Genomic DNA, 24,504 nt, shown 5'->3' on the forward strand with positions numbered 1-24,504 from the left:
ATATATGAGTTCCCACTTTTAAAGAGAATAAGAGATGATTTCCAAAAACTTAGAGGCAAGTTTGAATAGAGCACTATTCATTGCTTCTAATTTTAATCTTAAATATGCGAAAGTAGAACATTTATTGCTGGTGTTAACTAAAGACGTGGATGTAAATTACGTTTTATCAAGATGTAATATCAGAGCCGATGAAATCATCAGTATGGATAACATTCTATCAAGATGCAATATTAAGGCTAATGATTATAATAATAATATAAAAGGGTTTTTACAAAGCAGTTCTGAATTGATTATCAGTGGAGTTAAACCTAGCTCAATGTTTCAATGCATAATACACAGAGCAATAATACGGGCTCATAGCTTGGGGAAAAAAGAAATAAATGGAGCAAGTGTTCTAGTAGAAATTTTGTCTGGGCAAGATTTATACGTTGAAGATCTATTGCAGAAACAAAGTGCGAAAGATTCCAATTTGATTTACCACATATCTAACATGAAATACTCTAACGATATAGATGAATACACCACTAATCATAAAGTAAAACTTGATAAAAATAATGATGCTCCTACTACAGTAAATAAAGGTGAGCTACTAAAAGATGAGGAAATTCTACAAAGTTATTGTAAAAATTTAAATGACTATGCAAGAAGCAAAAAAATAGATTATGTTATTGGTCGTGATTATGAATTAAATCGCACTATAGAAATATTATTGAGGCGTAGAAAAAACAACCCTTTATATGTTGGAGATCCAGGTGTTGGCAAAACCACAATAGTTGAGGGTTTGGTACTCAAAATCATTGAAAACAGTGTTCCAAGTGCGCTCAGGTCCAGTATAATTTATGCTTTGGATTTAGGATCACTCCTTGCAGGGACACGCTATAGAGGTGATTTTGAAGAGAGAATAAAATCTATAATAAAAGCGATTGAGGCAAAACCAGGTGCTATCCTTTTTATTGACGAAATACACACTATCATTGGAGCAGGTTCTACAAGTGCTAGCTTTCTTGATGCAGGTAACCTACTCAAACCTGCGCTTGCAAGAGGTACACTGCGTTGTATAGGTGCAACCACATATAGAGAATACAGCGCTAGTTTTGAAAAAGATAAAGCACTAGCGAGAAGGTTTCAAAAAATTAATGTTAAAGAATCTTCTGTTAATGAAACGATAAAGATACTAGATGGTATAAAGCACTACTATGAAGGGTATCATGGAGTATATTATACAAAGAATGCCATTAGGTCTGCGGCTGAACTTTCGCATAAGTATATTACTGGGCGAATATTACCTGATAAAGCGGTTGATGTTATTGATGAGGCAGGGGCATATTGTAAATTGCTAAGAAACAGGGGTAAAATTGTAAATAGTAGAGATATTAAGAATACCATTACTAGAATTACAAATGTGCCTTGCGGATCTGAATCTGATGATTTGCAGAAAGTAAAGTCTTTAAAAGCTAATCTAGAGAAGGTGATTTTTGGCCAAGAGCAGGCAATAGAATCTCTTGTTAATTCTATTAAAATTGCTAAATCTGGGTTGAGAAATTACAATAAGCCTTTAGCAAATTATCTTTTTGCAGGGCCAACCGGTGTTGGTAAAACCGAGCTAGCAAAACAATTAGCAGAAAGCATGGGCATGAATCTTATACGCTTTGATATGTCCGAATATATTGAGTCTCATACGATATCAAGGATGATTGGTTCTCCTCCTGGATATGTAGGTTATGATCAGGGTGGATTACTCACAGAGTCTGTATCTAACAATCAATATAGTGTTGTGTTGCTTGATGAAATTGAAAAGGCCCATAGCGATATCTATAATATATTGCTACAAATTATGGATTATGGTTGTGTTACAGACACTTACGGACGTAAAGTTGACTTTTCCAATATAATCTTAATTATGACAACTAATCCAGGAGCAGCTGAACGCAGCAAAAGTTTTGTTGGCTTTGGGCATAAAAAATTTAACACTGGTGATAGTGAAAAAGCGATAGAACAGGTTTTTAGCCCTGAATTTCGTAATCGTCTTGATGCGATTATTTCTTTTTCTGACTTAAATGCGGATATAATTCTGCATATTGTAGATAAATTTATTCAGGAACTGAAAAAGCAGCTGACGCAAAAAGGCATAAACTGCTTGGTAGAAGATGAAGTGAAATCTTATCTTGCACAAACAGGTTATAGTAAGGAAATGGGAGCACGTCCGATAGAGAGACTTATTGAAAAAGAGATAAAAAGTTACTTAGCGGAAGAAATACTGAATCGTAAATTAATAAAAGGAAAGAAATTAAGAATTCATATGAATAAAGTAGAAAATAAAATTGCTTTTGATATAGTTTGAAATTCTTGTTTTTTTATTACACTGATAGTATACTTATTTTAAGAATAATGAGGCTATAGTGGCAAGTTTAACTAGAAATCAGTATTACAGTAATCGCGACTTACAGAATTTATTTTCAAGACTAGAAATAAAAGCAGAAGAAGTAATAAGCCAGGAGTTTGACGATATACTCAAGTTAGTTGAACGGAGCTTTAGAAAGCTTTCATTAAAGTGCCACCCTGACAAAGAAAAAGATGAAGAGAAGAAAAAGATAGCTACAGAAAAGTTTCAAAAACTTAGTGCAGATAAAAAAGAGCTAGAGAAGCATCTCAACGCTTTAAAAGAAGGAAAAACTCCTAGTCAATATGAAAGGCTATCAAGTGAAGAAGAACGGAGGAGGCAAACAAAAATTTATGGAATATTATCACGTAGAAGCAAAGCTATAAATAGAGCACTTTTATTTTTTATATTAGCAAATGCGGTGTCTACTCCATCGCTGAAAGTTGAGTATTGCTTATCGCAACTTGCTAATAGTGGCACGGTGCAAAGCATCGCTTATCAATTTTATGCATTTAGCATAGGGATTTGGCCGTTGTTATTTATTATATCCTTTTGTGGTATTATTTATGCAGCAAGTAAACAAAAAGGTTCACAAGAGGAAAATCTGGATAGATTAAATCGAAGATACAATCTACTTATTGCTGCTGATAATTATGTGATATGTATCGCAGCAACATTTGCTATATGTGGTCTAGTGTCAGAGGTAGCACAAAATGGCTGGCCTGCTCAATATGGAACAATGCTGATGATTAATTTAGCATTGGATTTATTACTTATTGCTTTACTTAGAACTTTTACAAAGGCATCTGAACTATATAGTGAACATTGCATTCAGCGCTTATATGAAGAAGATGCAAAATTTAGCTATAAAGAAAAATTTACATGGTATGACTACAAGCTAGTGCTTATGCCACTTGTTCTTCCTATTGTCAAAATGTATTTTAGAGATTTAATCCAAAAAAAGCCACAACAGCACACCACCAATCCTAACGTTACATCTTTAGGTACACCTGCAGGACAAGAACCATAAAAAGATCTTTGCTTCAACTGTGGTTTTTGCTATACTTTAAATGAACTTCATAGCGTTAATGAGTAAAGAAATAAGACAAATCTTAAACCACTACGAAAGTGAAAACCCCGGGGTAAAAGCAAATCTTACTCGTATTCTCATGCATGGAAAGCTTGGCGGCACTGGCAAATTAGTAATTCTCCCTGTAGACCAAGGGTTTGAACACGGGCCAATAAAAAGTTTTGAAGTTAACCCTGATGCTTATGACCCACATTATCATTTTCAGCTTGCAGTTGATTCGGGAGTAAGTGCATATGCTGCTCCACTTGGTATGATTGAAGCTGGTGCTTCAACTTATGCTGGAATGCTCCCACTTATTTTGAAACTTAATAGTTCCAACTCCTTACATTCGAAGAATCTGACTTCTGATCAAGCAATAACCTCTTCTGTGAAAGATGCACTGCGTTTGGGCTGCTTGGCTGTTGGATTTACTATATATCCTGGTTCTGCTAAGTGTTTCGATATGATGGAAGAAGCCCGTGAAATCGTAGCTGAAGCCAAATCTTATGGGCTTGCAGTAGTGTTATGGTCTTATCCACGCGGTGAAGGAATTTCCAAAGAAGGTGAAACAGCGGTTGATGTTATTGCCTATGCTGCACACATGGCAGCTTTGCTTGGCGCTAATATAATAAAAGTAAAACTTCCAACTAAATATTTGGAAAGGGAGAAAATAGAAACAGAAAATATTGAATCATTACCTAAAAGAATTGAATATGTTAAAAGATCTTGTTTTGCAGGAAAAAGAATAGTAGTTTTTTCTGGTGGCGAGTCGAAATCAGTGAATGACATATGCAATGAAGCGAAAGAAATTAAGCAGGGTGGTGGTAATGGTTCAATCATTGGACGTAACACTTTCCAACGCAAAAGGGAGGAAGCTTTATCTATGCTAAAAGATATAATGGATATCTACACATAAAAAACGGCTGGGTGGCAGAATGGCTTATGCAGAGGACTGCAAATCCTTTTATACCGGTTCAATTCCGGTCCCGGCCTCTTTCATTTTCTATATCTTGTAAAAGTTGCTCAATTCAACAGTAGCTTTAAGTGTGTAACCTATAGAGAAAATTATTCATAAGTAAAATCAATTTCTTTTCAAGTTATGGTTATACTCTTATAGCGTTTCATGGTAAAAAATAAACTAAAAATAAGCAAAGTGTTTTACAAAATGATATTACGTGATTTATTGTTTTTACTATCGCCCGAGGTTGCTCACTCTTTGGCAATTATGGCATTAAAGGAAATGCCTTATAGAAAACCTATAGAGCTACCAGAATCTTTGAGTGTGAATTTTTTTGGTAATAAGCTCAGAAGCCCCGTGGGTCTGGCTGCAGGTTTTGACAAGAATGCAGAAGTTATAAGGCCTATGCTTTCATTTGGTTTTGGATTTATTGAAACTGGTACTGTAACTCGTAATCCACAATATGGAAACAAAAAACCAAGAATTTTTCGGTTAATTAAAGATCAAGGGGTAATTAACAGATTGGGATTTAACAATAAAGGAATAGACTACTTTCTTAAACAAATAGATAAAACCAAGCTTGATGACTGCATTTTTGGCATCAACATAGGAAAAAACAGTACATCAAAGGACCAAATCAGCGATTATGTTGACTTAATAAAGATAGTATATGGAAAAAGCAATTATATAGTGCTGAACATCTCATCCCCAAACACGCCTAATTTACGCAATCTGCACAATAAGCAAGAATTATCGGAATTGTTGAAATCCGTAACTCTAACCAGGAAATCAATTGATAATTCTAAATCCATACCAATAATATTAAAAATCTCACCAGATATAGATCAGCAAACGAAAGAAAATATCGCTGAGCTTGCGTTGGAATATAAGATTGACGGATTAACAGTGAGCAACACTACGATCAGTCGGAATAACTTACATTCCCACCACAACGAGAGTGGTGGGTTGAGTGGCAAACCGCTGTTTAAACTTTCAACCGAGTTATTGAGCGATATGTACAAACTTACTAAGGGCAAAATATTGTTGGTAGGATGCGGAGGAATCTCAAGTGGTGCTGATGCATATAAAAAAATAAAGGCAGGAGCTTCTTTGGTGCAGTTGTACACTGCTCTCATATACCACGGACCTCAAGTTGTAAACAAAATTAATCTAGAACTTGCAGAACTAATAAGGAGAGATGGATTTAGTAACATTAGTGAGGTGGTGGGTTGTATACATTAAACATCTTCTCTGTCACCTAAGTAGCCGACAATGGAATAACATCGATGAATCATTATTCAAATAATGGTTATGCAAGAAGTCTATTAAACTGTATATTTTGGAAGTTGTTGGTATTATTTTAATAAAACAAAACTAATTCTTTGGTATAAAGGTGTGGTAGGAAGTGTTATTCTTTTAAATAATGGGTATGAAGAGTTTGAATGATGCAATATCTAAGATCATTGATTATAAATTTACAAATTATGCAATATTAGAAGAGGCACTAACTCACCCAAGCGTAAATAAAAGGAATAGCAAAAACCAGATTGTAAGCTACGAAAGACTAGAGTTTTTGGGCGATAGTGTTTTGAATATGGTTGTATCTGCCACACTGTTTAAACTATTTCCTGAAGAAAAAGAAGGAGCATTGGCAAAAAGAAAGACGGATTTAGTTTGTGGCAACACCATTGCTAATGTTGCTAAAGAAATAAAATTAGGCAGCTTTATCATCATGAATAATAGTGAACGCTGCAATGGAGGGAGAAGTAACTTAAAAAATTTAGAAAACTCGCTTGAAGCACTAATAGGTGCAATTTATATTGATGGCGGGCTTGAAAATGTTGAAAAATTTATTATCCAATATTGGGAAAAGCTAGCTAAAGGCATGCTTGACCCCCCTCAAGATCCTAAAACCTCACTGCAAGAGTGGACTCAGAAAAACAAATTGCCTTTACCAGAGTATGAGCTTGTAAAACAAACTGGACCAGCGCATAATCCTGAATTTACTATATCAGTTTGCATAGAAGATTATGGTAAAGTTTCTGCATGCGCTTCTAGTAAAAAGATTGCTGAACAAAAAGCTGCTGAGTTGATGCTAGAAAAAATTGGAAAAGACGCTTCAGTTTAGGCAAAATAGGCATTAATGTAAATTTTAAGGAAGCTAATAGCGTTTAGGGTAAATGGTCAATTTAAGGAGAAGCATAGTATTATTCATAAAAAAGTTGATCTACCAAAAATCAAGCCTTATGTAGTGGAATATCAATGGCTGTTGTCGGAGATGCGGAAAAAAAGAAGTAGCAAGTTACCAAAAGGTGTTATGCCAGATACATTTGGTCCAAGAGTTGTTTTGTGAAGTTGACATAGTCAAGGAGAATGAAAGTTTTAAAAAATAGCATATTGTTTAATTATAAAAATTTGATATTAACTGTTGTTGGTTGATTGAGTAAAAACCAGTGAATGGTCACGTTAAAACATATTTTTAAATTTCTGCCAAAATCCTGGTTTATTATCATTAACCTTTGTAAATGTTATATTTAAACTGTATTTCGGATCATTTGGCACGTCGTATTTTATGCTAAATGTTGAAACTTTATCGTTATTGTAAATATGTACATCATCATATGATAGCTTTGTTGTGTAACACTTTACATACTTTTGCTTATCATGCACTAAATCACCTGATTCCCTTTCTAGTTCCACAAATTTCGTTTTTTTCTGACATTCCTTCATTTTTATTAAATCCTTATCTAGTGATATTGAAACTGGCAACGTATTTCCAGCATATTCTTTAGCTAAAAGTTCACTTTGAGGATACATTTTTATTTCCCTGCCAAAATGTGAGTCTATGAAATTATTACTCCAAAATTTATCGCCAGAATGCACGTACTCATCAGTAGCATACGGCACCCCACCATAATTGCATTGAACTTTGTAATCTCCAACACCGTTGTTTTGAAAAAAATCATGAATAGCAGTGTAGCTACCGGCAGCATCATTTATATAATCCATTACTTTATTCCTTAAATTTTTAGTTCATTATATCATAATCATTATGCCAATCAATCAAAAAAGCTCTCCCTTGCTGTTTTTAAAACTGATTTTGAGCAAGCGCTCTCGATTAGTTGGGAGCGTATTTGTAAGATTGTGACATTCGTGCCTCCCAGTTTTTCACATACTGCTGAATCAATTCAGGATAATCTGTAATAATTAATAAATTTTCAGCATTTCCTTTTTTAGCTGTCTTACTAAGGTTAAATGACCCTGTGATGACTTTTTGATTGTCAACAATCATTATCTTATTATGAGCAATCTTTGGCTTATCATCGATCCAAATTGGTACTCCACCTGAAAATAATTCATTTATAACACTATATTTTGAGTAGAGTTGCGATTTATCTAAGATGACTTTAACATCAACACCGCGTTCTTTAGCATTAATCAAAGATTTTGCAACTGTTCCAAGAGTAAATGTATATTCTTGAACTAAGATAGATTTTTTAGACTGATCTATTACGTTGATTATCGGTACAGCACAATCTTCTCCAGGTGAAAAGCAAACCGTAGCTTTTGGGCAGGGCGAAAATATAAAACCCGCATAGTAATACAGAGAAAAACACATTAACAAGAATAAAAAGTGAAAAAGCCTCACAACAACCCACCCCCGGATATACGGCGATAGGCTACATTATAATTTAATCACCTGTCAATAGACTTCTTGCATAGTTTTTGGCAACAACCGTTAGAAACGAAAAAACTTACTTGACAAACTCCGCCAGCCCCCTTATCATGAAACTGGAGGTATTCAGTTATCTTCATCTGTGCAGATTAAACAGCAAGAAAATAACGTAGTTGGCGTCTTATTTTTAATTTTTTGCACTATGTGCACCTTATGTCTTCACAATATTTCTAGGTTTTTACCTACACAAGCTGAAACGCGCTTATAAGTCGTTTAAGACAGTATAGTACACCAATTTGCAAGATTAGGGAGTGACAACTAGCTAACACGGGGTTTCTTTTGCCTTTTTTTCTGCTTAGTAAATTTCTTAAACATTTAAACTAAGGTGAGTTGCATTTAAAAGCAGCTAAATTGCAGTGTTTAAGACTTAAAAAACGCCAATGTTCTAAAATAGATATTAGCTGGGGCTTCTTTTGCCTTTTTTTTCGCTTGGTAAATTTCTTAATGTTTATAGCTAACATGAAGCTAAGTACGAACTTTGTTAAATACAACAAATGGTGTCATCCCAGTGCTCCTTTTTTTGTCATCCGAGTAGCTGACACTGGGATCTATTTTGCATGTAACTCCAATTGTGTTTTGGCATAAAACGCGACGCGTATTAGACTTATTTGCAAGCAAAGCTTGCTAGATCCAAGTAGTCAGGGCACTGGGATGACATCATAGGGACACTGGGATGACACCCTGACAATCGTCATCCCGCTACTTGTTAGCGGATGAGATACCGCGGCGGTATGACGGTTCGTGGCGGTATAATGAAGCTTGAAAGCGGATCACCTTTCACGACCCGTGTTTACTTCATTCACTTTAGGAGTATTAACAGGCGTTATTGCCGGGTTCTCAAGCTTTGTTGCCTGCTTCAAACCCTCGCTTACACTTTTGTCCTTTAAAATTTCATCAAGCTGCTTACTCTTTTGTTGCTCTTCGTTATTTGACGTATCTCTTTGAGCATCTTCTTTCATGCCACGAGCATTCTCTACATCCTTTTCACCTTCACCTAAAAATTTTTCTAATATTTTCTTAACAAAGCGCTTCAGAAGACTCAAAAACCCTTCTTCTTTTTGATTTTCTTGTGGTTGAGGCGTGGTATCTTTTTTGTCCGGCTCAGTGTTGAGCTTCTCTTTTATAGAACTCTTGCTCACTGAGGGATTAACGGTTTGTGAATCGTGCTCTGATGCTGTTTGCACAGAAGCTTCAGTAGTCTTTTTTGTGTATTATGTTCAAGGTCTTTAACTGCTGTTGTAGTTTTTCTCGGAGTGTCTTGGAGTTTTTTGTCACTTTTTGGCTCTGCAACTTTTTCACTTGTGAAGATGCCCTTCCCTTTATATTGTTGGTCAAGCTCAGCAATTCTTTCAAAATCTTGACGTACTTTTTCATCTGCACGTCCTTTTTGACTTTCAAATTTCTGACTCAATTCTGCAACGTTTTTCATTTTGTTCTCAAGCTCCTTACTTTTCACAGCTTTTAGAGCCTCTGTTCCTTTTGCGATATAATTAACCTTCTCTTCTAATGAGGTACCTTCTGGAAAAGCACCTGGAGAACGTTCAAAAACATCTTTAAACTTTTTTTCAACACTTTTTTTAGATGTCTGGGCCATACCTGTTACCTATTAAAACATATCATATAACCAGTATATTAGCTAATTATATAAAAAACAGTTAACATAACTTGTGGTAAAAAGTGTTTATCAAGGGCGTCCTATTTATATCTTTTTCATTAAAATGCTATTTACTTATTAAGTTAAAATGTATAATTATGTAAGAAATGAAAGATAGCCCATTAGCAGTAGTATTCGATTGGGATAATACCTTAGTTGACACTCAAGATAACATTTTTAATGCTATTAAGCATACCATAAACTCAATGGGGTATAGTAATAAAGCTGCTGATAGAAATTCCCATGAGTCGAGAAAGAGCTATATGGTCAATTTGTTTGGCGATCAGTGGAAAAAAGCAAATCACATATATCAACAATACTTAGATAATGCGCTATTACAAAACATTGCTCTGAATCAAGGAGTAGAGGAAATGTTGCAGACACTGAAAAGCCACAATGTTTATCTAGCAATAGTAAGTAATAAGAAAAATACTAATTTACGTGAAGAAGTTACCTATTTTAAACTAGATTCTTACTTTGAAAGAGTGGTTGGGTCATCCGATACTGCAGAAGATAAACCATCTGCAACCCCACTGCTATTTGCATTAGAAGAGAGTACGTTGCCTATAAATAGAGAAAATGTGTTTTTCGTTGGTGATAGCATCACAGATGTTCTGTGTGCACAAAATGCCAATTGTTTACCTATTATATACGGTCCATCAATAAGCGGTTATGAAGATTTGTTATGTTTTCAACATTTTGATAAACTTACAGATTTTGTAATAAAGTATTTAGAAGATAGGTAATGACCGCTGTTACAGAGATTGCCAGTATAACAAGACGCTTTTGCGCGTATTTAATAGATGTAGCAATTTTATTAATTCCAACTTTATTAATTATACTGCTATTAGAGGATTCTCCGTTGATTTTACATCTATCATACATGTGTGTAAATTGTAGTTACTTCACATATTTTATATCTTCAAAGGCCCAAGCAACTCCCGGTCAACAGTTAATGAATATGTATACTATCAATTTAGATAATTCTAAAATAGACTTGAATTTAGCGTTTGACAGAAGCTCTTCCCAGTTTTTTCTTCCTTTGTTAAACAGTGTAGTAGTTGTCCTTACTGAATTTTTGCGAGATCAGGAAGTATTAGTGAATGTCTTGAGTGCATTGAAAGTAATTATAGTGCTACTCACTCTCTGCTGGTATCTAGTTGCTTGCTTCTCTAAGAAAAAACAGACATACCACGACATGCTATTTAATACGGTTGTTATCAAAGGAACTATTAAATGAGTTGCTATAACTATCGTTATCATATAAATTATGCTGATGAATTGAACTAAGGGAAGATTATGAATGAAGAGATAGTAAAACATTTGAACAAATTATTGACCAATGAGCTGACTTCTGTACGCCAGTATCTTTTGCATTTTGCGATTCTCAAAAACAATGGAATTAATAGACTTGCAGAAAAGGTAAAAAATGAGCTTAACGAAGAACTTGAACATGCAAACAAGTTGGTAGAAAGAATTTTGTTATTTAAAGGAGTCCCAAATTTTCAGGATACAAACGAAATATCAAAGTATGATGGAAAGTTTACAAAAGACACAATACGGAAAATCTTAGAAGCTAATTTGAAATTAGAGGGAAAAGGTATTAAGGATATCAAAGAAACGATTTCTATCGCTGAGAAAGAAAAGGATTTTGTTAGTGTAATGTTATTAGAAGAGATGTTAAAAAATGAAGAAGAGCACTTTCATTGGATTGAGAAACAGATCGATCTTATTGAACTAATGGGTGTTGAAAACTATTTAAGAACACAAATATAGAGTGTTAAAAAAGATAGTATTTATTTTAATTATACCTTGCTCACTTCTTTTTTTATTAGGGTTATGGCAAATATTCAGATTGAACTGGAAGAATAATATTATTAAAAGTATGAGTCTTCCAGTGGTTCATCTATTGCCCAATAACGACCTTGAAAAATTTAACTATAGGCATGTCAAGATTGATGGGATTCTAAGTGATATAGAACTATATGTTTTTGCAGGGCAACACGGCTATCACGTGCTGTCTCCTATGTTGCTCACCACTGGACGTTACATGTTGGTGAATAAAGGAATAGTCAGAGAAAAAAAGGAGAAAAAAGTAAAAATTGAAAAAGTAGTTGCAGATGGAATTTTATATTGCGATAGCAATAAAAGCAAAAATTGGTTTATCAAGAACGATACTGCTTCGAATACATGGTTTACCCTGAGTACAGAAGAAATTTCCAATGAGTTAGGTATTAAGCTAGAGAAGTGTGTATTGTGGCCGAACAATTTTGGCAGCAAAGTAGCTATACAGCCAATGAAGCATTTGGAATATGCAATCACTTGGTTTGCACTTTCCTTAACTTGGTTGATTATGTGCGTAATTTACTATAGGCAAAACCTCAATAAAGCTTGAAGCTTTCTGTACATAAAATTAGAAAAGTAGTTATTCATCTTTATCACTACCAAGGTCTTTCAACATACTGTAATTGCCTTTTCTGAATCTACTTTTTAAAGACGTAACTCCACTTTCGCTAATACCACTAAGGCTCAGTGCAGCTCCACCTAGCTGCAATCCTATCTCAGATGTTTCAGGAATAATTTTACTAGCTCCTAGATCTCCATAAACCTCCACATTACTCAGATCTGGTAAGCGTATTACAATATTTACATGCGGAAAATTTGCTGCAACTAAAGAAACAACTTTTTTTATAGTAACTTCATTCTTTATTGAAATAACGAGAGCTTGAGCTCTTTCTATTCCTACCGATTTTAAAATTTCACATCTTGTAACATCTCCAAGATATATAGGAAAACTATCACTTTTTCCTTCTTTGACTATTTTCGATTGAATATCTACAACAACGTAACTTAAATGCTCTGCCGTAAGCATTTTTGTTACCATATATCCCACTCTACCAAATCCAGCAACTATCACATGGTTATAAAGATCTTGTGTATCTGTTTCAACAGCTTCATCATCTAATATTGTTTTCTCAGTGCTAAATGAGTTTGCTATCCAATCTCCAAGCCCCGATAAAAGAGGAGTGAAAGCCATGGTTACTGTAGTTACCATCATAAGTACTTGAGCGATTTCACTTGGTAGCACATTTAGCTCATCTGCTAAGCGAAATAAAATAAACGCAAATTCACCGCCTTGTGAAAGCAGTAACCCAGCTTGTATAGCAGGTGCACTCTTAAATCCAAAAAATCTACACAATATATATATGATAGATGTTTTTAAAACGATAAGGATAATCGATAATAAAGTAATTAGTGGTAACTTATTGAGTAAAAGTTCGGTATTGATGGACATACCAACAGTCATGAAAAATAAGCCAAGAAACAAATCTTTAAATGGTAATACCGCGTGTTCCACTGAGTGTCTGTATTCTGTTTCTGCAACTAACAATCCAGCGACAAATGCACCTAATGCCAACGATAAATGGAATTGCTCAGTAATAAATGCTGCTCCTAATACTATTAAAAGCGTTGTTGATATAAAGACCTCATTACTTTCCATTTTAGCAATAACCGAAAATAAAGGTCTAAGCAATAATCTACCAGTTATAAATATCAGCACTAATGCAATAGCTGCTTGCACCAATGAACCTGCCAATGAGCTTATCAGGCTGTGCTCAGAATTGCCAGCAAGTAAAGGTACCAATACTATTAATGGTACTACTGCAAAATCTTGCATTAATAGTACTGCTATTGACAACCTACCAACCTGACTTGCTTGAGAACCTTTTTCTTGCAGAACCTGCAACACTATTGCTGTTGAGGATAGCGCAAGCCCACCACCAATAACTGTTGCTATATTCGTATTCACTCCGAAAGCAAGAGCGATGCACCATATTGCTACCATGGTAACTATAACTTGAAGAGAACCGAACCCAAATACATGAATACGCATAGCGATCAGGCGTTCAAATGTCAATTCAAGGCCTATAATGAATAATAGGAAAACTACACCAAATTCTGCAAGATTATCCATTGCTTCAGCTGAGTGTATCAGATTAAACCCATGAGAACCAATAACCGCACCTGCAACGAAGTAACCGAGCACTGGACTAATATTCATTTTCCAAAACGCTATGACTATAAACACAGCAGCAGAAAGCAAAATTATAATATCAAACAAATGCTGAGAGCCACTGTGCATGATATTTAACCTGTAGAATTAGACCATTTAATTGAGCAGCCAATACTTGATTTTTGGTCAATTGGAGAATTACCAGTTTCTGCAATAAATTTCATAGCTTGAAATAAGTCACTACTTCCTACTTCATAGCTTTGAACCTTTTCTTTTTTTGTGTTATTAAAACGTCCACGATAGCAAAGGTTTAAATTGGAATTAAAGCCAAAAAAGTCAGGAGTGCAAACAGCCCCGTATTCTTTAGCTATTTTCTGTGTACTATCAATTAAATATGGAAATGTAAACTTATTTTCCTTGGCAAAATTAACCATATTTTCAAAGGAATCTTCTGGATATTCATTTACATCATTTGGCATTATTGCAACGGTGTTTACCTGATAATCTTTTTTCAATTGATCAACATCGCTTACCAGATTGCTAATAATTGACTGAACGTAAGGACAGTGATTGCATATAAACATTATAATAAGACTATTTTTTCCACAACAGTCACTTAATGCATAATATTTATTGTCTACTCCCAAAAGATTAAAATCTTTTGCAGTAAAACTAAAATCGACTTTAGGAGTATTCAGAGCAACCATAGACTATTATTATACTATATGTAATTTACGGTCTTATTATTTAAATGTCAAACGGTTTCTATGTATACTGTTTGCATATTCTTTTTTAGTATTATAATTATAAAACTTATGTTCATAACTTTCGAAGGAATAGACGGCTCTGGTAAAACAACACAATCTAAGCTACTTGCAAATCATTTTAAGCAAATTCACGGCGAAAATAATGTGGTATTGACTCGAGAACCAGGTGGCACTGATTTTGCAGAAAAGATAAGAGGAGTATTGTTAACGAATAATATTGATTCTATTTCTGAACTCTTGCTACTTATCTCGATGAGGCGCGAACATATGAAAAAATTAATATTACCAGCTCTTGCAGAAGGAAAAATAGTGATTTGTGATCGGTTTATTGATTCAACTATTGCATATCAAGGATATGGGTTTGGAGTTGACTTAGGGCTAATAAGGGACTTACATAAGCTAGTGGAAATTAAATATCCAGATATTACATTCATTCTAGATATTGATGTTAAAGTTGGGTTAAATAGAGCAAAAGACAAGAATAAATATGAAGAAATGGATGTTAATTTTTACAATAAGGTCAGAAAAGGATTTCAGGAAATAGCCATAAAAGAGCCCGTTAGGTGCAGTGTTATCACTGGAATTGAAACAAAAAATGATAATCACGTACACAATGAAATTATTGATAAAATCACCTAGCTTGTGATAGAAAATTATCAATTTCAGGTAACATTATTTCATATGAATAACTTTTTGTTTGAGTAGCTAAAAAATCCTGTATTTTGTCTGGATCTTCTTCACTTATCATCTTATATGCCCTTGCGAGGTTCATTAATTCACTTCTATTTTTTTTATTGCTTACTTCAGTAATAGTAAAAAATTGATCAAAATGGTCTAAGAGGTCTTTATTTTTTATTGAAGACACAATATCGTCAATTTCTTTCACATATAATGCAAGTTTGTGTGCTTTACTACGATCTTCAAAACAAAGATTAACAAGCACGTTACGAAACCTATCTTTCGTAGTACTTCTCACTTCTGCTAATAAGGACTTAATATTTTCTTGGCAATGCACTCTCTTTACCGATTCAGCCGGTTCAACCATACCAAGAACATTCTTTACCAAAGATTTTTCTTCACAACTAAATATGAACATGTAATAACCCATCGATAAAGTGAAGAGCAAGAACATAGCCGGAAGTAAAAACGGAGCTAATACATTTTGTGACGCAGGGAAAATAAACCAGGTAACAGTTGCTATTGACACAGTTACAAATAATCCTGATAAACATAATTGTGCTTTTCTTCTATAATTCTGATCAATAACTGTACTTACACCAATAGAAGCTATATCAATCATTACTCACACCTCATTAAACATTAATACTAACTGAATGATAGCATTATTGTGATGAAAATGCAATATTATTAATATTTTAATACAATTTATATTGACAGTTACAATTCTGAATGTTTTATTGCAGCGTTAGCTGATTAGCATTTTTAAGATGAGGTCAACTCTCATAGAGAGAGGATTTTTTTATTTTCTCATTCTTCTCATTTTCCTCTCTAACAATTTTTTTTCCATTTAATATGTCCTTTATTTCATCTCCTGTTAAAGTTTCAAACTCCAGTAGATTTTCGGCAATGAGATCTAAGCCTTTCTTATGCTTGGTCAAAATGTCTTTTGCTTTTTCATAGCAAGAAGACACAACTTTCTTTACTTCTTCATCTATAAATTTTAACGTATCTTCAGAAATTATCTCAGAACCATGTATGGTTTGTTCGCGATTGTGATAGATCGGGCCTATTTTGTCACTCATTCCCCATTTTGTTACCATAGCGCGTGATAAATCAGATGCTTGTTTTATATCCGAAGATGCACCGCTTGTGACTTTATCGTAGCCAAAAATTAGCTCCTCTGCCACTCTTCCACCCATAGCAACAGTAATATCTGCTATCATCTTTTCTCTTGTGAGGGACACTCTATCTGTTTCTGGTAGTCTCATAACTAAACCGAGTGCTCTACCGCGTGGAATAATTGTTGCCTTGTGTATAGGATCAGAAGCAGGCATATTAACAGCAATTATCGCATGACCAGCTTCATGGTATGCAGTCAGTCTCTTTTCCTCTTCTGTCATAATTAGGGATCGTCTTTCTACGCCCATCATCACTTTATCACGTGCATATTCAAAATCGTCCATGGTAACAATCTTCTTGTTTCTTCTTGCAGCAATAAGTGCAGATTCGTTCACTAAATTTGCTAAATCAGCTCCAGAAAAGCCTGGTGTTCCTCTTGCAACTGTTTTCACGTTTACATCTGGTGCTATTGATATTTTCTTTATATGAGTATTTAATATCTTTTCACGCCCATTTATATCGGGTAAAGAAATAGTAATCTGTCGGTCAAAACGACCAGGTCTAAGCAGTGCTGGATCTAAGACATCCGGACGGTTAGTCGCAGCAATTATTATTACACCTTCATTAGACTCAAAGCCATCCATCTCAACTAATAACTGATTTAATGTTTGTTCTCTTTCATCATTGCCGCCACCAAGACCAATGCCACGATGCCTACCCACCGCATCTATTTCATCTATAAAAATTATACAAGGAGCATTTTTCTTGCCTTGATCAAACATATCACGAACACGACTTGCACCAACACCCACAAACATTTCAACAAAATCAGATCCAGAAATACTAAAGAATGGCACATTAGCTTCTCCTGCAATTGCACGAGCAAGTAAAGTTTTACCAGTTCCAGGAGAGCCAATTAAAAGGCACCCTTTTGGTATTTTTCCACCTAATATTTGAAATTTTTGCCTTTGTTTAAGGAAATCAACGATTTCTACTAGCTCCTCTTTTGCTTCATCAATTCCGGCAACATCATCAAATGTTACTTTTTTTCCACTAGTCATAAGTCTAGCCCTTGACTTGCCAAAGCTTATAGTTCTGTTGCCCCCCGCTTGTGTTTGTTTAAGAAAGAATAGCAAGAAGCCAATAAAGATAAATGTTGGGACCCATGAGATAAGTAATCCACCAATTACGTTCATGGCAGAATTTCCAGTTGAAAAGGAGAATCTCACTTTTCTATCATGTAAATTTTTTATTAGGTCGCTATATATGACACCGCTTGAATTGAAACTTGAACCGTCCCTGAACTTGCCTTCAATGCTCTGGTTTTTTATGACAATATTTTCTACATCATTGTCTTCTAGTCTAGTTAAAAATTCCGAAAAAGGTATAATTGTTTTACTTTTACCTACATTTCCGCTGAACTGAATATAAGCAACTGAAATAAGAACAATAATTACTAACCAGATCAATAAGCCTTCTAAAAATTTTTTCATTTCTATTTCTAACTAAATACTAATCAAGCTTACCAAATTTTGTTTTATCGTGCTATTAATAATGCATTGAGCCTTATCGTCATTGGTATTTTTTTCGTTATAATTTACATCAGGATAAGCAAGCACCTTTCCATCTTTTAGCACTACAGGCAAAGAATAGAAAACTTCAGGGCAGCAGTTGTAATCCTTCAGAAATTCAGGAACTTTTTGTGTTTTTTTTAATGGAGCGATGATAACTGAACACTCTTGATTTCCGAGTATTGTGCAGCTAAATCTGTTATCCCATTGAGTAGGTTCATTTAAAGGTAGGTTTACGGTAATTTCTTGTATCTTTGACGATTCTCTAATTATCAAGATATTTTCTCCATACTTTCTTATTTTGCACCCAGAAAGTGTACAGTTAACATTACTATCCTTTTGCAATATTTTATTAAATATTACGATAAGGCTATTATACCTTGGTTTATAGTGTTTACTGGCAATTGCCATTATAGAGTAAAGAAGAAGCCTCAAGGCTATTTCCTCTGGCAATTGATAAAATTCACTTAGTTTAATTTCAATATAACCAAGATCATGCACATTAACGCAGTCATTAAACGCAAGGCGTGTGTAGTGCATCAACGCTTTTGCAGCTCTTTTCATATGAAGGGCTGTGAGGCATATTCGCTCTGTTAAAATCTCTTGATTGTCACTTGCTTTAAGTAAGTTGCGGTATAAAGTTCGTCTGTATTTTAAGTCATGATTGCTTCTATCTTCGATCCACTTTAACTGGTGAAGCTTAGCGTACTTTTCTATTTCACTACGACTAAAATTTAACAATGGCCTAAATATATAAATACCATTTAGGAAAGACTTGTAGTCCATTGATGATAATCCATCTACGCCACTACCTCGCTCTAATCTTAACAAGAACGTTTCTGCTTGATCATCTTTGTGATGAGCGACGAGCAAACATTTAACATTATTGTTTTTACACCACTCTGCTAGTAACTTATACCGTGCTTTTCGTGCCTGTAACTGAATATTGCCTTTAATATTTTGCTTTTCCCAATTTAATATGAACGATTCCTTTGCTCCAAGTTCCTTTGCATAACTTACAACAAAATCAGCTTCTTTTTGAGACTCTGAACGTAATCCATGATTTACTGTTAATGCTATAGGAAGTGAAAGCTTGTTTTTTTTTGCCCAGTTAGTCATTAAGTGCAGTAAGACTATACTATCTACACCACCTGATACTGCAACTGCAACTTGATTGTTATAGAAAGCAAAACTATTAACCACATTTTGAAATAATAACTCTAATTCCATTATGTCTCTTGATGGCCAGATAGGTCAGATCTCTTACGTCATACCGCGACTTATTTGTGGTATATACAGATCCCGCTCAAGCAACGAAATATGACAAGTTTGTCCTTTTTTGTCTACCCCAGTGCCCTTTCTTTATGTCATCCCAGTGCTTGACACTGGGATCGAGGTTTTAATGCAAGAAACTATTTCTTTATTCCAGAAAATGAAAATTCCACTCTACGATTTTTAGCATGCTCTTTTTCATATTTAGAATTTCTAGAATCATCTTTTACATTAACCAAAGGCTCAGTTTCACCTTTAGAAGCAGTTTTTATTCTGTTTTCTATGTAGGGTGTACAACTAACCATAAATTTTTTAGCTGCATCAGCCCTTCTAGCGCCTAGCGCAAGATTATATTCATGAGAACCACGGTTGTCAGTGTGACCAGTTAAAGTAACCTTCGCGTCAGGGTTATCTTGTAACACCTCCATTACGTCAAGTAATGCATCTGCACTTACTTCAGCAATACTAGATTCATCATAACCAAAGAAAACTCTTTTATCACCTATCTGCTTAACAACAGAATTTATTTTATTTGTTGTATTTGCTCCTTTTTTTGGGCAAGAACTTACACCAGTAAGTAATAAACAAAAACAGCACATTATAACCAGTCTAATCCACATTACTAAACCTCCATAAATTTTAAATAGTGCGTAACTTTAATTTCATTAGCTAATATCTCTCCATATTGTAATATAGTCAAGGGAAATAAAATACTAAATACTTTTTCTACAACCTTACAATTAATTTTCCTATAATATGCTGGACTCTGAGTAGAAAAATCCAATAAAAGAATAAAAAGTACAATTTTTTATTGTACTTTAAGCAAATATACTTTTAACTTTATTATTAATCTATTACGGTATTAAACAGATGTTTTCTAAAATAATGAACAAATATGCAATCTTATAAGTTTTTAGAGGAAGTATTATATAGGGTAAAGAATATCGAAAATACGCTAAAAGTACTAAACCAAAGCCAATTGAATATAGAGGACAAAGTTGAACAAATGAGTCTTCTAGAAGAAATCAGACATGAAATTATCTCTCATGACGCAATAAAGGGATCATTAGCAGATGCTCTTGGTAACAAAAAAAGTGCAAATACTCAGCAGCTAAAGTTAATAGAGAGAATACATAAAAGCAACAGTGCTGTTCCTATTGATTTAGTAAAGTCTTTATCCAAAGCTAAGGTTGAATGCCAAAATTTATGGAAGCTATCTCATTCTGAAACCAGTAACTTAGAAAAACTAAAAGAACGTTTTACTGATTTAATCACACTCATTCGCGAAGTAGCTTCTATAAAATCGCAGCAATTAAAATGCTCAAAATACGACTCACTGCTTGCTGACTATGACTCTGATATCACAGAAAAGAATATAAGGGAAGTATTCCCCAAGGTAGGCAAATTTTTTAGCGAAAATGTAGATAAAATAATTGAAAAGCAGAAAAAGGATAAGGATAAGGTTACTAATATACAAAAAGTTGCTACTCAGAAACAGATTGAACTTGGCTCATTATGTTTACAGCAAATGGGTATTGCACTAAATGAGATTCGTACTTCTTATTACTACCCTATAGATTATGATGAATCTGATTTTTGTTATGGTTTATTTTCACTTTTACGGCATAGTGGTTATGCAATTTATCAAAAATGTTTAGCGCAAAATTCTATAAGTAGTCCAATTACGAGACATGTTATGTATGAAACTCAAGGGTTATTCATGGAAAGGATGATTGGAACATCCAGAGAATTTATTGAGTTTATTCAACCACACATAAAAGAGAAGTTTGCTATAAAAGGCAAAACTAATAGCAGTGTTGAAAATTTGCACTTGGTTTTCAATGAAATAAACCTTTCTTCTTTTTTAAAAAATGCAGATGAATTTAGTCTGTTAGCTCATATTATGTTGAGAACTAAGTTAGAACAAGATATAATAAATGGCACATTGGAAGTCAAAGACCTGCATGATGCGTGGTTGGAAGGTATGAAGCACTATAAAATTCCAGTAAAAGCTAAAAATGAGCTAAACACTTATTTTCAAGATGAATATTGGGCAAGCGGTGTTATGGGCTACTTTCCTATAAAAATTATTGCTTTAATTGCTGCTGTGCAGATTTTCTCTTTCGTTAAAAAGAATCATTACGAATCATTAAGTGCTATAATAAAAGGAGATTTTAGTTTACTTATCAGTTGGTTATCTCAAAATGTATACAGTGCAAAGTGTGGCCTGGAACTGCTAAAAAAGGTAACAGTTAAGGGTTTAGACGTTGAGTGTGTTACTTACTACTTATCTGAAAAGTATAATTTGTCTTAATAAATGGTTTTCTTGAGTTATGTATGAATTTTGTTCGAAAATTAACCGGAAAGTTTTATAGCCTTTTTACTTTCAAAGGTTTGTTTGCTAGCGATATTGCTATAGACCTTGGTACTGCAAACACTTTAGTTTATCAGAAAAATCAGGGAATAGTGCTTGATGAGCCTTCAGTTGTAGCAAGAATAAAAGAAAAAGGAAGTTACGTTCCTTATGCTTTTGGTAAAAAAGCTAAAATGATGCTTGGAAAAACGCCTGGAGAAATAGAGGCGATAAGGCCCTTAAAAGATGGAGTCATTGCTGATTTTAAAAGTGCGGAAGAAATGCTAAAATATTTCATACGCAGTGCAAACACAAAATTCACTGTTAATAAACCTAATATTATCATATGCGTTCCATCTGGATCCACGCCAGTTGAAAGGCGTGCTATACAAGATGCAGCAGAAAGTGCTGGTGCAAATGAAGTATTTTTAATTGAAGAACCAATGGCTGCAGCAATCGGAGCTGGGCTCCCGGTTACTGAACCTGAGGGTTCTATGATTGTTGATATAGGAGGCGGTACAACTGAAGTTGCAATTATTTCTTTAGGCGGAATTGTTTATTCACGTTCTGCCAGAGTAGGTGGCGATATTATGGATGAAGCAATAAAATCATATATTCGTGAAAATCATAAGTTATTAATCGGTGAAACAACCGCTGAGAAAATTAAGAAAAGCATAGGTTCAGCCAGTCTGCCAGGTGAAAATAACAAAGAGGGAATGATAATTAAAGGCAGGGATTTAGTGAGTGGCATGCCAAAAGAAATGCTTTTATCGGAATACCAAGTTGTAGAGAGTTTAATAGAGCCTGTACATCAGATAATTTCTGCTATTAAGACTGCGCTGGAGAGCACTCCACCTGAACTTTCTTCTGATATAGTCGATAGAGGAATAGTTTTATCCGGTGGTGGTGGATTATTACATAATCTAGGTAAAGTTATCAGTGAAACAACAAAATTACCGGTTCGTGTTGCAGATGACCCACTTTGTTGTGTTGCCTTAGGTAGTGGAAAAGTGCTTGAAAACATGGATTATTTTGGCCATGTTTTATTCAAGCAAGATTAAATTATTTTTGAAGGTAGCTTATCGAATTGTTTTGATGGAATTATGTAATATAAATGAGATCCCAGTGTCATGCACCAAGTAATTTGAAGGCAACTTCTAGCAGAAAAGGGTGTCATCCGAGTAGCTAACACTGGGATCCAGGAAACTTGATTACAAATAAATATGCTGTTTTAATGAATTTGTGTAATAGAAGTTAGATTCCAGTGTCAGCTACTTTCATGACATTATCTACTATGTAAATTGCCCCCAAATCAAAACGTTTGCACAGTTGTATGTTGGAATGACACAAGATTTGCGTTTATAAATTAAGGCGGTTATGCTAAAAGAATTTGAAATTGAACCTCTGCTAAAAGATAAAACTCCGCACCAGACTAAGGCTGTTGTTGCAATGTCCGGGGGAGTTGATAGCTCGGTTGCTGCAGCACTGCTACATAACCTTGGGTACCAGGTGATAGGTGTGACTCTTCAACTCTATGGCACTGACGGTAATGCTAACGCAAGAAAGGGTGCATGCTGCGCTGGACAGGATATTTATGACGCTAAGCGTGTAGCTGAAAGTGTTGGCTTTCCTCACTATATTTTAAACTATGAGGAAATATTCAAAAAGGAAGTAATAGAGGATTTTGCGAGTACCTATATGCGTGGGGAAACTCCCATACCATGCGTGAGATGTAACCAAACGGTAAAATTTCGTGATCTATTGCAAGTTACAAAAAATCTTGGTGCGGATGTGCTCGTAACAGGACATTACGTGAGAAGGTTAGAAAAAAATGGTGAGGTAAAGTTGTGCAGAAGTATTGATAAAAGTAAAGATCAAAGTTATTTTTTGTTTGCTACAACTCAAGAACAGTTAAAGCTTTTGCGATTTCCGCTAGGTGGGTTCTATAAAAGTGATATAAGAAAATTAGCAAAATATTTCAGTTTACAAATTTCTGAAAAGCCGGACAGTCAAGATATATGCTTTGTTTCCGAAAGCTATAGTAAAACAATAGCTAAATTAGCTCCACAATCTGTACAGAAAGGTAAAATAGTGGATGTTAATGGAAAAGTGCTAGGCGAGCACAGTGGCATAGTAAATTTTACAGTGGGGCAAAGAAAGGGCTTGGGTATCGCACACAATGAACCTCTTTATGTGATAAAAATTAATACAGAAAATAATGAGGTTATAGTAGGTCCGATCAACGTATTAATGCAAAAAAAAATATTGATCAAGGAGTTAAATTGGTTAGAACAACCAAAGGAAGGTATGGAAGTAACTGTGAAGCTGAGATCATCACATGCGGGAAGTTTAGCAACAATACATTCAACTGACGAAAAAAATAAAGCCTGTGTCATTTTAAACGACGATTACTTTGGCATCAGTCCAGGTCAAGCCTGTGTAGCGTATAAAGATGAGCAAGTTATCGGCGGTGGATGGATATGATCTTAACTAAAAGCTTTAATGCAGAGTGTAAACATACAATAGACTTCTTGCATAACCATATAACAGAAACGAAAAAACTTCCTTGACAAACCTCGCCAGCCCCCTTATCATGAAACTGAAGCTATTTATTTATCTTCTCTGTACAGATTAAATGACAAAAAAACTCACGTATCTGGCGTCTCATGTTTAATTTTTTGCACTATGTGCACTCTATGTCTTTATCAAATTTCTGGGTTTTTACCTACACAAGCTGAAACACGCTTATAAAGCATTTAAAACATTAAAAAACGCCAACTTAAAAAATGGATAGTGAATAACTAGCTACCCTAGGGTTTCTTTTGCCTTTTTTTCTATTTAGTAAATTTCTTAACGTTTATAATTTAGATTAGTTGCGGCTTAAAAGCAGCTAAATCGCGGTTATTAAGTGTTTAGAATAAAAAAACGC

The 24,504-nt window shown here is 34.5% G+C and carries 24 protein-coding genes and 1 tRNA gene; 15 read left to right on the forward strand and 10 right to left on the reverse strand.

The genetic code is table 11. From position 1 onward, the window contains the following. Positions 1–34: 34 nt before the first annotated feature. The 6 genes from ONI09_RS06365 (at position 35) to rnc (ending at position 6,535) form a co-directional block, all read left to right on the forward strand. Positions 35–2,341, forward strand: coding sequence for an AAA family ATPase (locus ONI09_RS06365; protein WP_265013995.1), 2,307 nt, complete (start codon positions 35–37; stop codon positions 2,339–2,341). 58 nt (positions 2,342–2,399) lie between these two features. After that, positions 2,400–3,410: a molecular chaperone DnaJ gene (locus ONI09_RS06370; protein WP_265013996.1), complete on the forward strand. Its 1,011-nt coding sequence runs from the start codon at positions 2,400–2,402 to the stop codon at positions 3,408–3,410. 58 nt (positions 3,411–3,468) lie between these two features. Next, positions 3,469–4,365, forward strand: a complete 897-nt coding sequence (locus tag ONI09_RS06375; protein ID WP_151807527.1) for a class I fructose-bisphosphate aldolase — start codon at positions 3,469–3,471, stop codon at positions 4,363–4,365. Positions 4,366–4,370: 5 nt separating this feature from the next. Beyond that, positions 4,371–4,442: transfer RNA gene (locus ONI09_RS06380), tRNA-Cys, on the forward strand. Between the two features lie 130 nt (positions 4,443–4,572). Beyond that, a complete protein-coding gene (locus tag ONI09_RS06385; protein ID WP_265013997.1) occupies positions 4,573–5,649 on the forward strand; it encodes a quinone-dependent dihydroorotate dehydrogenase in 1,077 nt (358 codons plus the stop codon). Between the two features lie 187 nt (positions 5,650–5,836). Continuing rightward, positions 5,837–6,535, forward strand: coding sequence for a ribonuclease III (gene rnc / locus ONI09_RS06390; protein WP_264705467.1), 699 nt, complete (start codon positions 5,837–5,839; stop codon positions 6,533–6,535). Between the two features lie 338 nt (positions 6,536–6,873). On the opposite strand, the gene ONI09_RS06400 is transcribed toward rnc, so the two are convergent. Beyond that, positions 6,874–7,416 carry a hypothetical protein gene (locus ONI09_RS06400; RefSeq protein WP_006279913.1) on the reverse strand — a complete coding sequence of 181 codons (543 nt, stop codon included), beginning with the start codon at positions 7,414–7,416 and terminating at the stop codon, positions 6,874–6,876. A 109-nt stretch (positions 7,417–7,525) separates the two neighbouring features. Beyond that, positions 7,526–8,056, reverse strand: coding sequence for a phospholipase D family nuclease (locus tag ONI09_RS06405; protein WP_015589462.1), 531 nt, complete (start codon positions 8,054–8,056; stop codon positions 7,526–7,528). 531 nt (positions 8,057–8,587) lie between these two features. On the opposite strand from ONI09_RS06405, the gene ONI09_RS06410 reads away from it, so the two are divergent. Continuing rightward, positions 8,588–8,728 (forward strand): hypothetical protein, encoded by a 141-nt coding sequence (locus ONI09_RS06410; protein WP_153296786.1) that lies wholly within the window; start codon positions 8,588–8,590, stop codon positions 8,726–8,728. A 185-nt stretch (positions 8,729–8,913) separates the two neighbouring features. Here ONI09_RS06410 and ONI09_RS06415 read toward each other — a convergent pair whose 3' ends face one another. Together ONI09_RS06415 and ONI09_RS06420 are read right to left on the reverse strand one after the other, a co-directional pair. Continuing rightward, a complete protein-coding gene (locus ONI09_RS06415; protein WP_265013998.1) occupies positions 8,914–9,282 on the reverse strand; it encodes a hypothetical protein in 369 nt (122 codons plus the stop codon). Next, the gene (locus ONI09_RS06420) at positions 9,279–9,737 is read right to left on the reverse strand and encodes a hypothetical protein (protein WP_265013999.1); all 459 of its coding nucleotides are present in this window, start codon (positions 9,735–9,737) and stop codon (positions 9,279–9,281) included. The genes ONI09_RS06415 and ONI09_RS06420 overlap by 4 nt, the downstream gene beginning before the upstream one ends. Positions 9,738–9,904: 167 nt before the next feature. Here ONI09_RS06420 and ONI09_RS06425 point away from each other — a divergent pair, with 167 nt between their 5' ends. From ONI09_RS06425 to ONI09_RS06440, 4 genes are read left to right on the forward strand one after another with little or no spacing between them, the layout of a single operon-like run. Then, entirely contained in the window at positions 9,905–10,543 is a 639-nt protein-coding gene (locus ONI09_RS06425) for an HAD family hydrolase (protein WP_264707526.1), read from the forward strand. Beyond that, positions 10,543–11,037 carry an RDD family protein gene (locus ONI09_RS06430; protein WP_077188432.1) on the forward strand — a complete coding sequence of 165 codons (495 nt, stop codon included), beginning with the start codon at positions 10,543–10,545 and terminating at the stop codon, positions 11,035–11,037. The genes ONI09_RS06425 and ONI09_RS06430 overlap by 1 nt, the downstream gene beginning before the upstream one ends. Positions 11,038–11,096: 59 nt before the next feature. Further along, positions 11,097–11,573: a bacterioferritin gene (gene bfr / locus ONI09_RS06435; RefSeq protein WP_265014000.1), complete on the forward strand. Its 477-nt coding sequence runs from the start codon at positions 11,097–11,099 to the stop codon at positions 11,571–11,573. A 1-nt stretch (position 11,574) separates the two neighbouring features. Continuing rightward, a complete protein-coding gene (locus ONI09_RS06440) occupies positions 11,575–12,192 on the forward strand; it encodes an SURF1 family protein (protein ID WP_182321165.1) in 618 nt (205 codons plus the stop codon). 30 nt (positions 12,193–12,222) lie between these two features. Here ONI09_RS06440 and ONI09_RS06445 read toward each other — a convergent pair whose 3' ends face one another. Both ONI09_RS06445 and ONI09_RS06450 read right to left on the reverse strand, forming a co-directional pair. Beyond that, on the reverse strand, positions 12,223–13,941 hold the full coding sequence (locus tag ONI09_RS06445) for a monovalent cation:proton antiporter-2 (CPA2) family protein (RefSeq protein WP_265014001.1): 1,719 nt from the start codon (positions 13,939–13,941) through the stop codon (positions 12,223–12,225). A gap of 5 nt (positions 13,942–13,946) precedes the next feature. Beyond that, on the reverse strand, positions 13,947–14,519 hold the full coding sequence (locus tag ONI09_RS06450) for a thioredoxin family protein (RefSeq protein ID WP_265014002.1): 573 nt from the start codon (positions 14,517–14,519) through the stop codon (positions 13,947–13,949). Between the two features lie 108 nt (positions 14,520–14,627). On the opposite strand from ONI09_RS06450, the gene tmk reads away from it, so the two are divergent. After that, on the forward strand, positions 14,628–15,218 hold the full coding sequence (gene tmk / locus ONI09_RS06455; RefSeq protein WP_264707522.1) for a dTMP kinase: 591 nt from the start codon (positions 14,628–14,630) through the stop codon (positions 15,216–15,218). On the opposite strand, the gene ONI09_RS06460 is transcribed toward tmk, so the two are convergent. The 4 genes from ONI09_RS06460 to ONI09_RS06475 form a co-directional block, all read right to left on the reverse strand. After that, on the reverse strand, positions 15,211–15,879 hold the full coding sequence (locus ONI09_RS06460; RefSeq protein ID WP_010081999.1) for a hypothetical protein: 669 nt from the start codon (positions 15,877–15,879) through the stop codon (positions 15,211–15,213). The two genes, tmk and ONI09_RS06460, sit on opposite strands and share 8 nt — an antisense overlap. Positions 15,880–16,033: 154 nt before the next feature. Next, positions 16,034–17,872 carry an ATP-dependent zinc metalloprotease FtsH gene (ftsH, locus tag ONI09_RS06465; RefSeq protein WP_265014003.1) on the reverse strand — a complete coding sequence of 613 codons (1,839 nt, stop codon included), beginning with the start codon at positions 17,870–17,872 and terminating at the stop codon, positions 16,034–16,036. A gap of 12 nt (positions 17,873–17,884) precedes the next feature. Further along, positions 17,885–19,180, reverse strand: coding sequence for a tRNA lysidine(34) synthetase TilS (gene tilS / locus ONI09_RS06470; protein ID WP_264705472.1), 1,296 nt, complete (start codon positions 19,178–19,180; stop codon positions 17,885–17,887). A 182-nt stretch (positions 19,181–19,362) separates the two neighbouring features. Next, a complete protein-coding gene (locus ONI09_RS06475; RefSeq protein ID WP_265014004.1) occupies positions 19,363–19,842 on the reverse strand; it encodes an OmpA family protein in 480 nt (159 codons plus the stop codon). A gap of 275 nt (positions 19,843–20,117) precedes the next feature. Here ONI09_RS06475 and ONI09_RS06480 point away from each other — a divergent pair, with 275 nt between their 5' ends. From ONI09_RS06480 to mnmA, 3 genes are all read left to right on the forward strand, one after another. After that, entirely contained in the window at positions 20,118–21,536 is a 1,419-nt protein-coding gene (locus ONI09_RS06480; protein WP_265014005.1) for a gluzincin family metallopeptidase, read from the forward strand. 23 nt (positions 21,537–21,559) lie between these two features. Then, the gene (locus ONI09_RS06485) at positions 21,560–22,636 is read left to right on the forward strand and encodes a rod shape-determining protein (RefSeq protein WP_265014006.1); all 1,077 of its coding nucleotides are present in this window, start codon (positions 21,560–21,562) and stop codon (positions 22,634–22,636) included. Positions 22,637–22,952: 316 nt separating this feature from the next. After that, on the forward strand, positions 22,953–24,059 hold the full coding sequence (gene mnmA / locus ONI09_RS06490) for a tRNA 2-thiouridine(34) synthase MnmA (RefSeq protein ID WP_265014007.1): 1,107 nt from the start codon (positions 22,953–22,955) through the stop codon (positions 24,057–24,059). Positions 24,060–24,504 lie beyond the last annotated feature (445 nt).

Source organism: Wolbachia endosymbiont of Drosophila pseudotakahashii, assembly GCF_026015925.1.
GTDB lineage: Bacteria > Pseudomonadota > Alphaproteobacteria > Rickettsiales > Anaplasmataceae > Wolbachia > Wolbachia pipientis.

Excerpts from the sequence above, each read along its gene's own strand:
- ONI09_RS06365 (WP_265013995.1), top strand. The coding sequence starts at position 35 with ATGATTTCCAAAAACTTAGAGGCAAGTTTGAATAGAGCACTATTCATT.
- ONI09_RS06375 (WP_151807527.1), top strand. The coding sequence starts at position 3,469 with ATGAGTAAAGAAATAAGACAAATCTTAAACCACTACGAAAGTGAAAAC.
- ONI09_RS06385 (WP_265013997.1), top strand. The coding sequence starts at position 4,573 with ATGGTAAAAAATAAACTAAAAATAAGCAAAGTGTTTTACAAAATGATA.
- rnc (WP_264705467.1), top strand. The coding sequence starts at position 5,837 with ATGAAGAGTTTGAATGATGCAATATCTAAGATCATTGATTATAAATTT.
- ONI09_RS06400 (WP_006279913.1), bottom strand. The coding sequence starts at position 7,416 with ATGGATTATATAAATGATGCTGCCGGTAGCTACACTGCTATTCATGAT.
- ONI09_RS06410 (WP_153296786.1), top strand. The coding sequence starts at position 8,588 with ATGTTTATAGCTAACATGAAGCTAAGTACGAACTTTGTTAAATACAAC.
- ONI09_RS06420 (WP_265013999.1), bottom strand. The coding sequence starts at position 9,737 with ATGGCCCAGACATCTAAAAAAAGTGTTGAAAAAAAGTTTAAAGATGTT.
- ONI09_RS06425 (WP_264707526.1), top strand. The coding sequence starts at position 9,905 with ATGAAAGATAGCCCATTAGCAGTAGTATTCGATTGGGATAATACCTTA.
- ONI09_RS06430 (WP_077188432.1), top strand. The coding sequence starts at position 10,543 with ATGACCGCTGTTACAGAGATTGCCAGTATAACAAGACGCTTTTGCGCG.
- bfr (WP_265014000.1), top strand. The coding sequence starts at position 11,097 with ATGAATGAAGAGATAGTAAAACATTTGAACAAATTATTGACCAATGAG.
- ONI09_RS06445 (WP_265014001.1), bottom strand. The coding sequence starts at position 13,941 with ATGCACAGTGGCTCTCAGCATTTGTTTGATATTATAATTTTGCTTTCT.
- ONI09_RS06450 (WP_265014002.1), bottom strand. The coding sequence starts at position 14,519 with ATGGTTGCTCTGAATACTCCTAAAGTCGATTTTAGTTTTACTGCAAAA.
- tmk (WP_264707522.1), top strand. The coding sequence starts at position 14,628 with ATGTTCATAACTTTCGAAGGAATAGACGGCTCTGGTAAAACAACACAA.
- ONI09_RS06460 (WP_010081999.1), bottom strand. The coding sequence starts at position 15,879 with ATGATTGATATAGCTTCTATTGGTGTAAGTACAGTTATTGATCAGAAT.
- ftsH (WP_265014003.1), bottom strand. The coding sequence starts at position 17,872 with ATGAAAAAATTTTTAGAAGGCTTATTGATCTGGTTAGTAATTATTGTT.
- tilS (WP_264705472.1), bottom strand. The coding sequence starts at position 19,180 with ATGGAATTAGAGTTATTATTTCAAAATGTGGTTAATAGTTTTGCTTTC.
- ONI09_RS06475 (WP_265014004.1), bottom strand. The coding sequence starts at position 19,842 with ATGTGGATTAGACTGGTTATAATGTGCTGTTTTTGTTTATTACTTACT.
- ONI09_RS06480 (WP_265014005.1), top strand. The coding sequence starts at position 20,118 with ATGCAATCTTATAAGTTTTTAGAGGAAGTATTATATAGGGTAAAGAAT.
- ONI09_RS06485 (WP_265014006.1), top strand. The coding sequence starts at position 21,560 with ATGAATTTTGTTCGAAAATTAACCGGAAAGTTTTATAGCCTTTTTACT.
- mnmA (WP_265014007.1), top strand. The coding sequence starts at position 22,953 with ATGCTAAAAGAATTTGAAATTGAACCTCTGCTAAAAGATAAAACTCCG.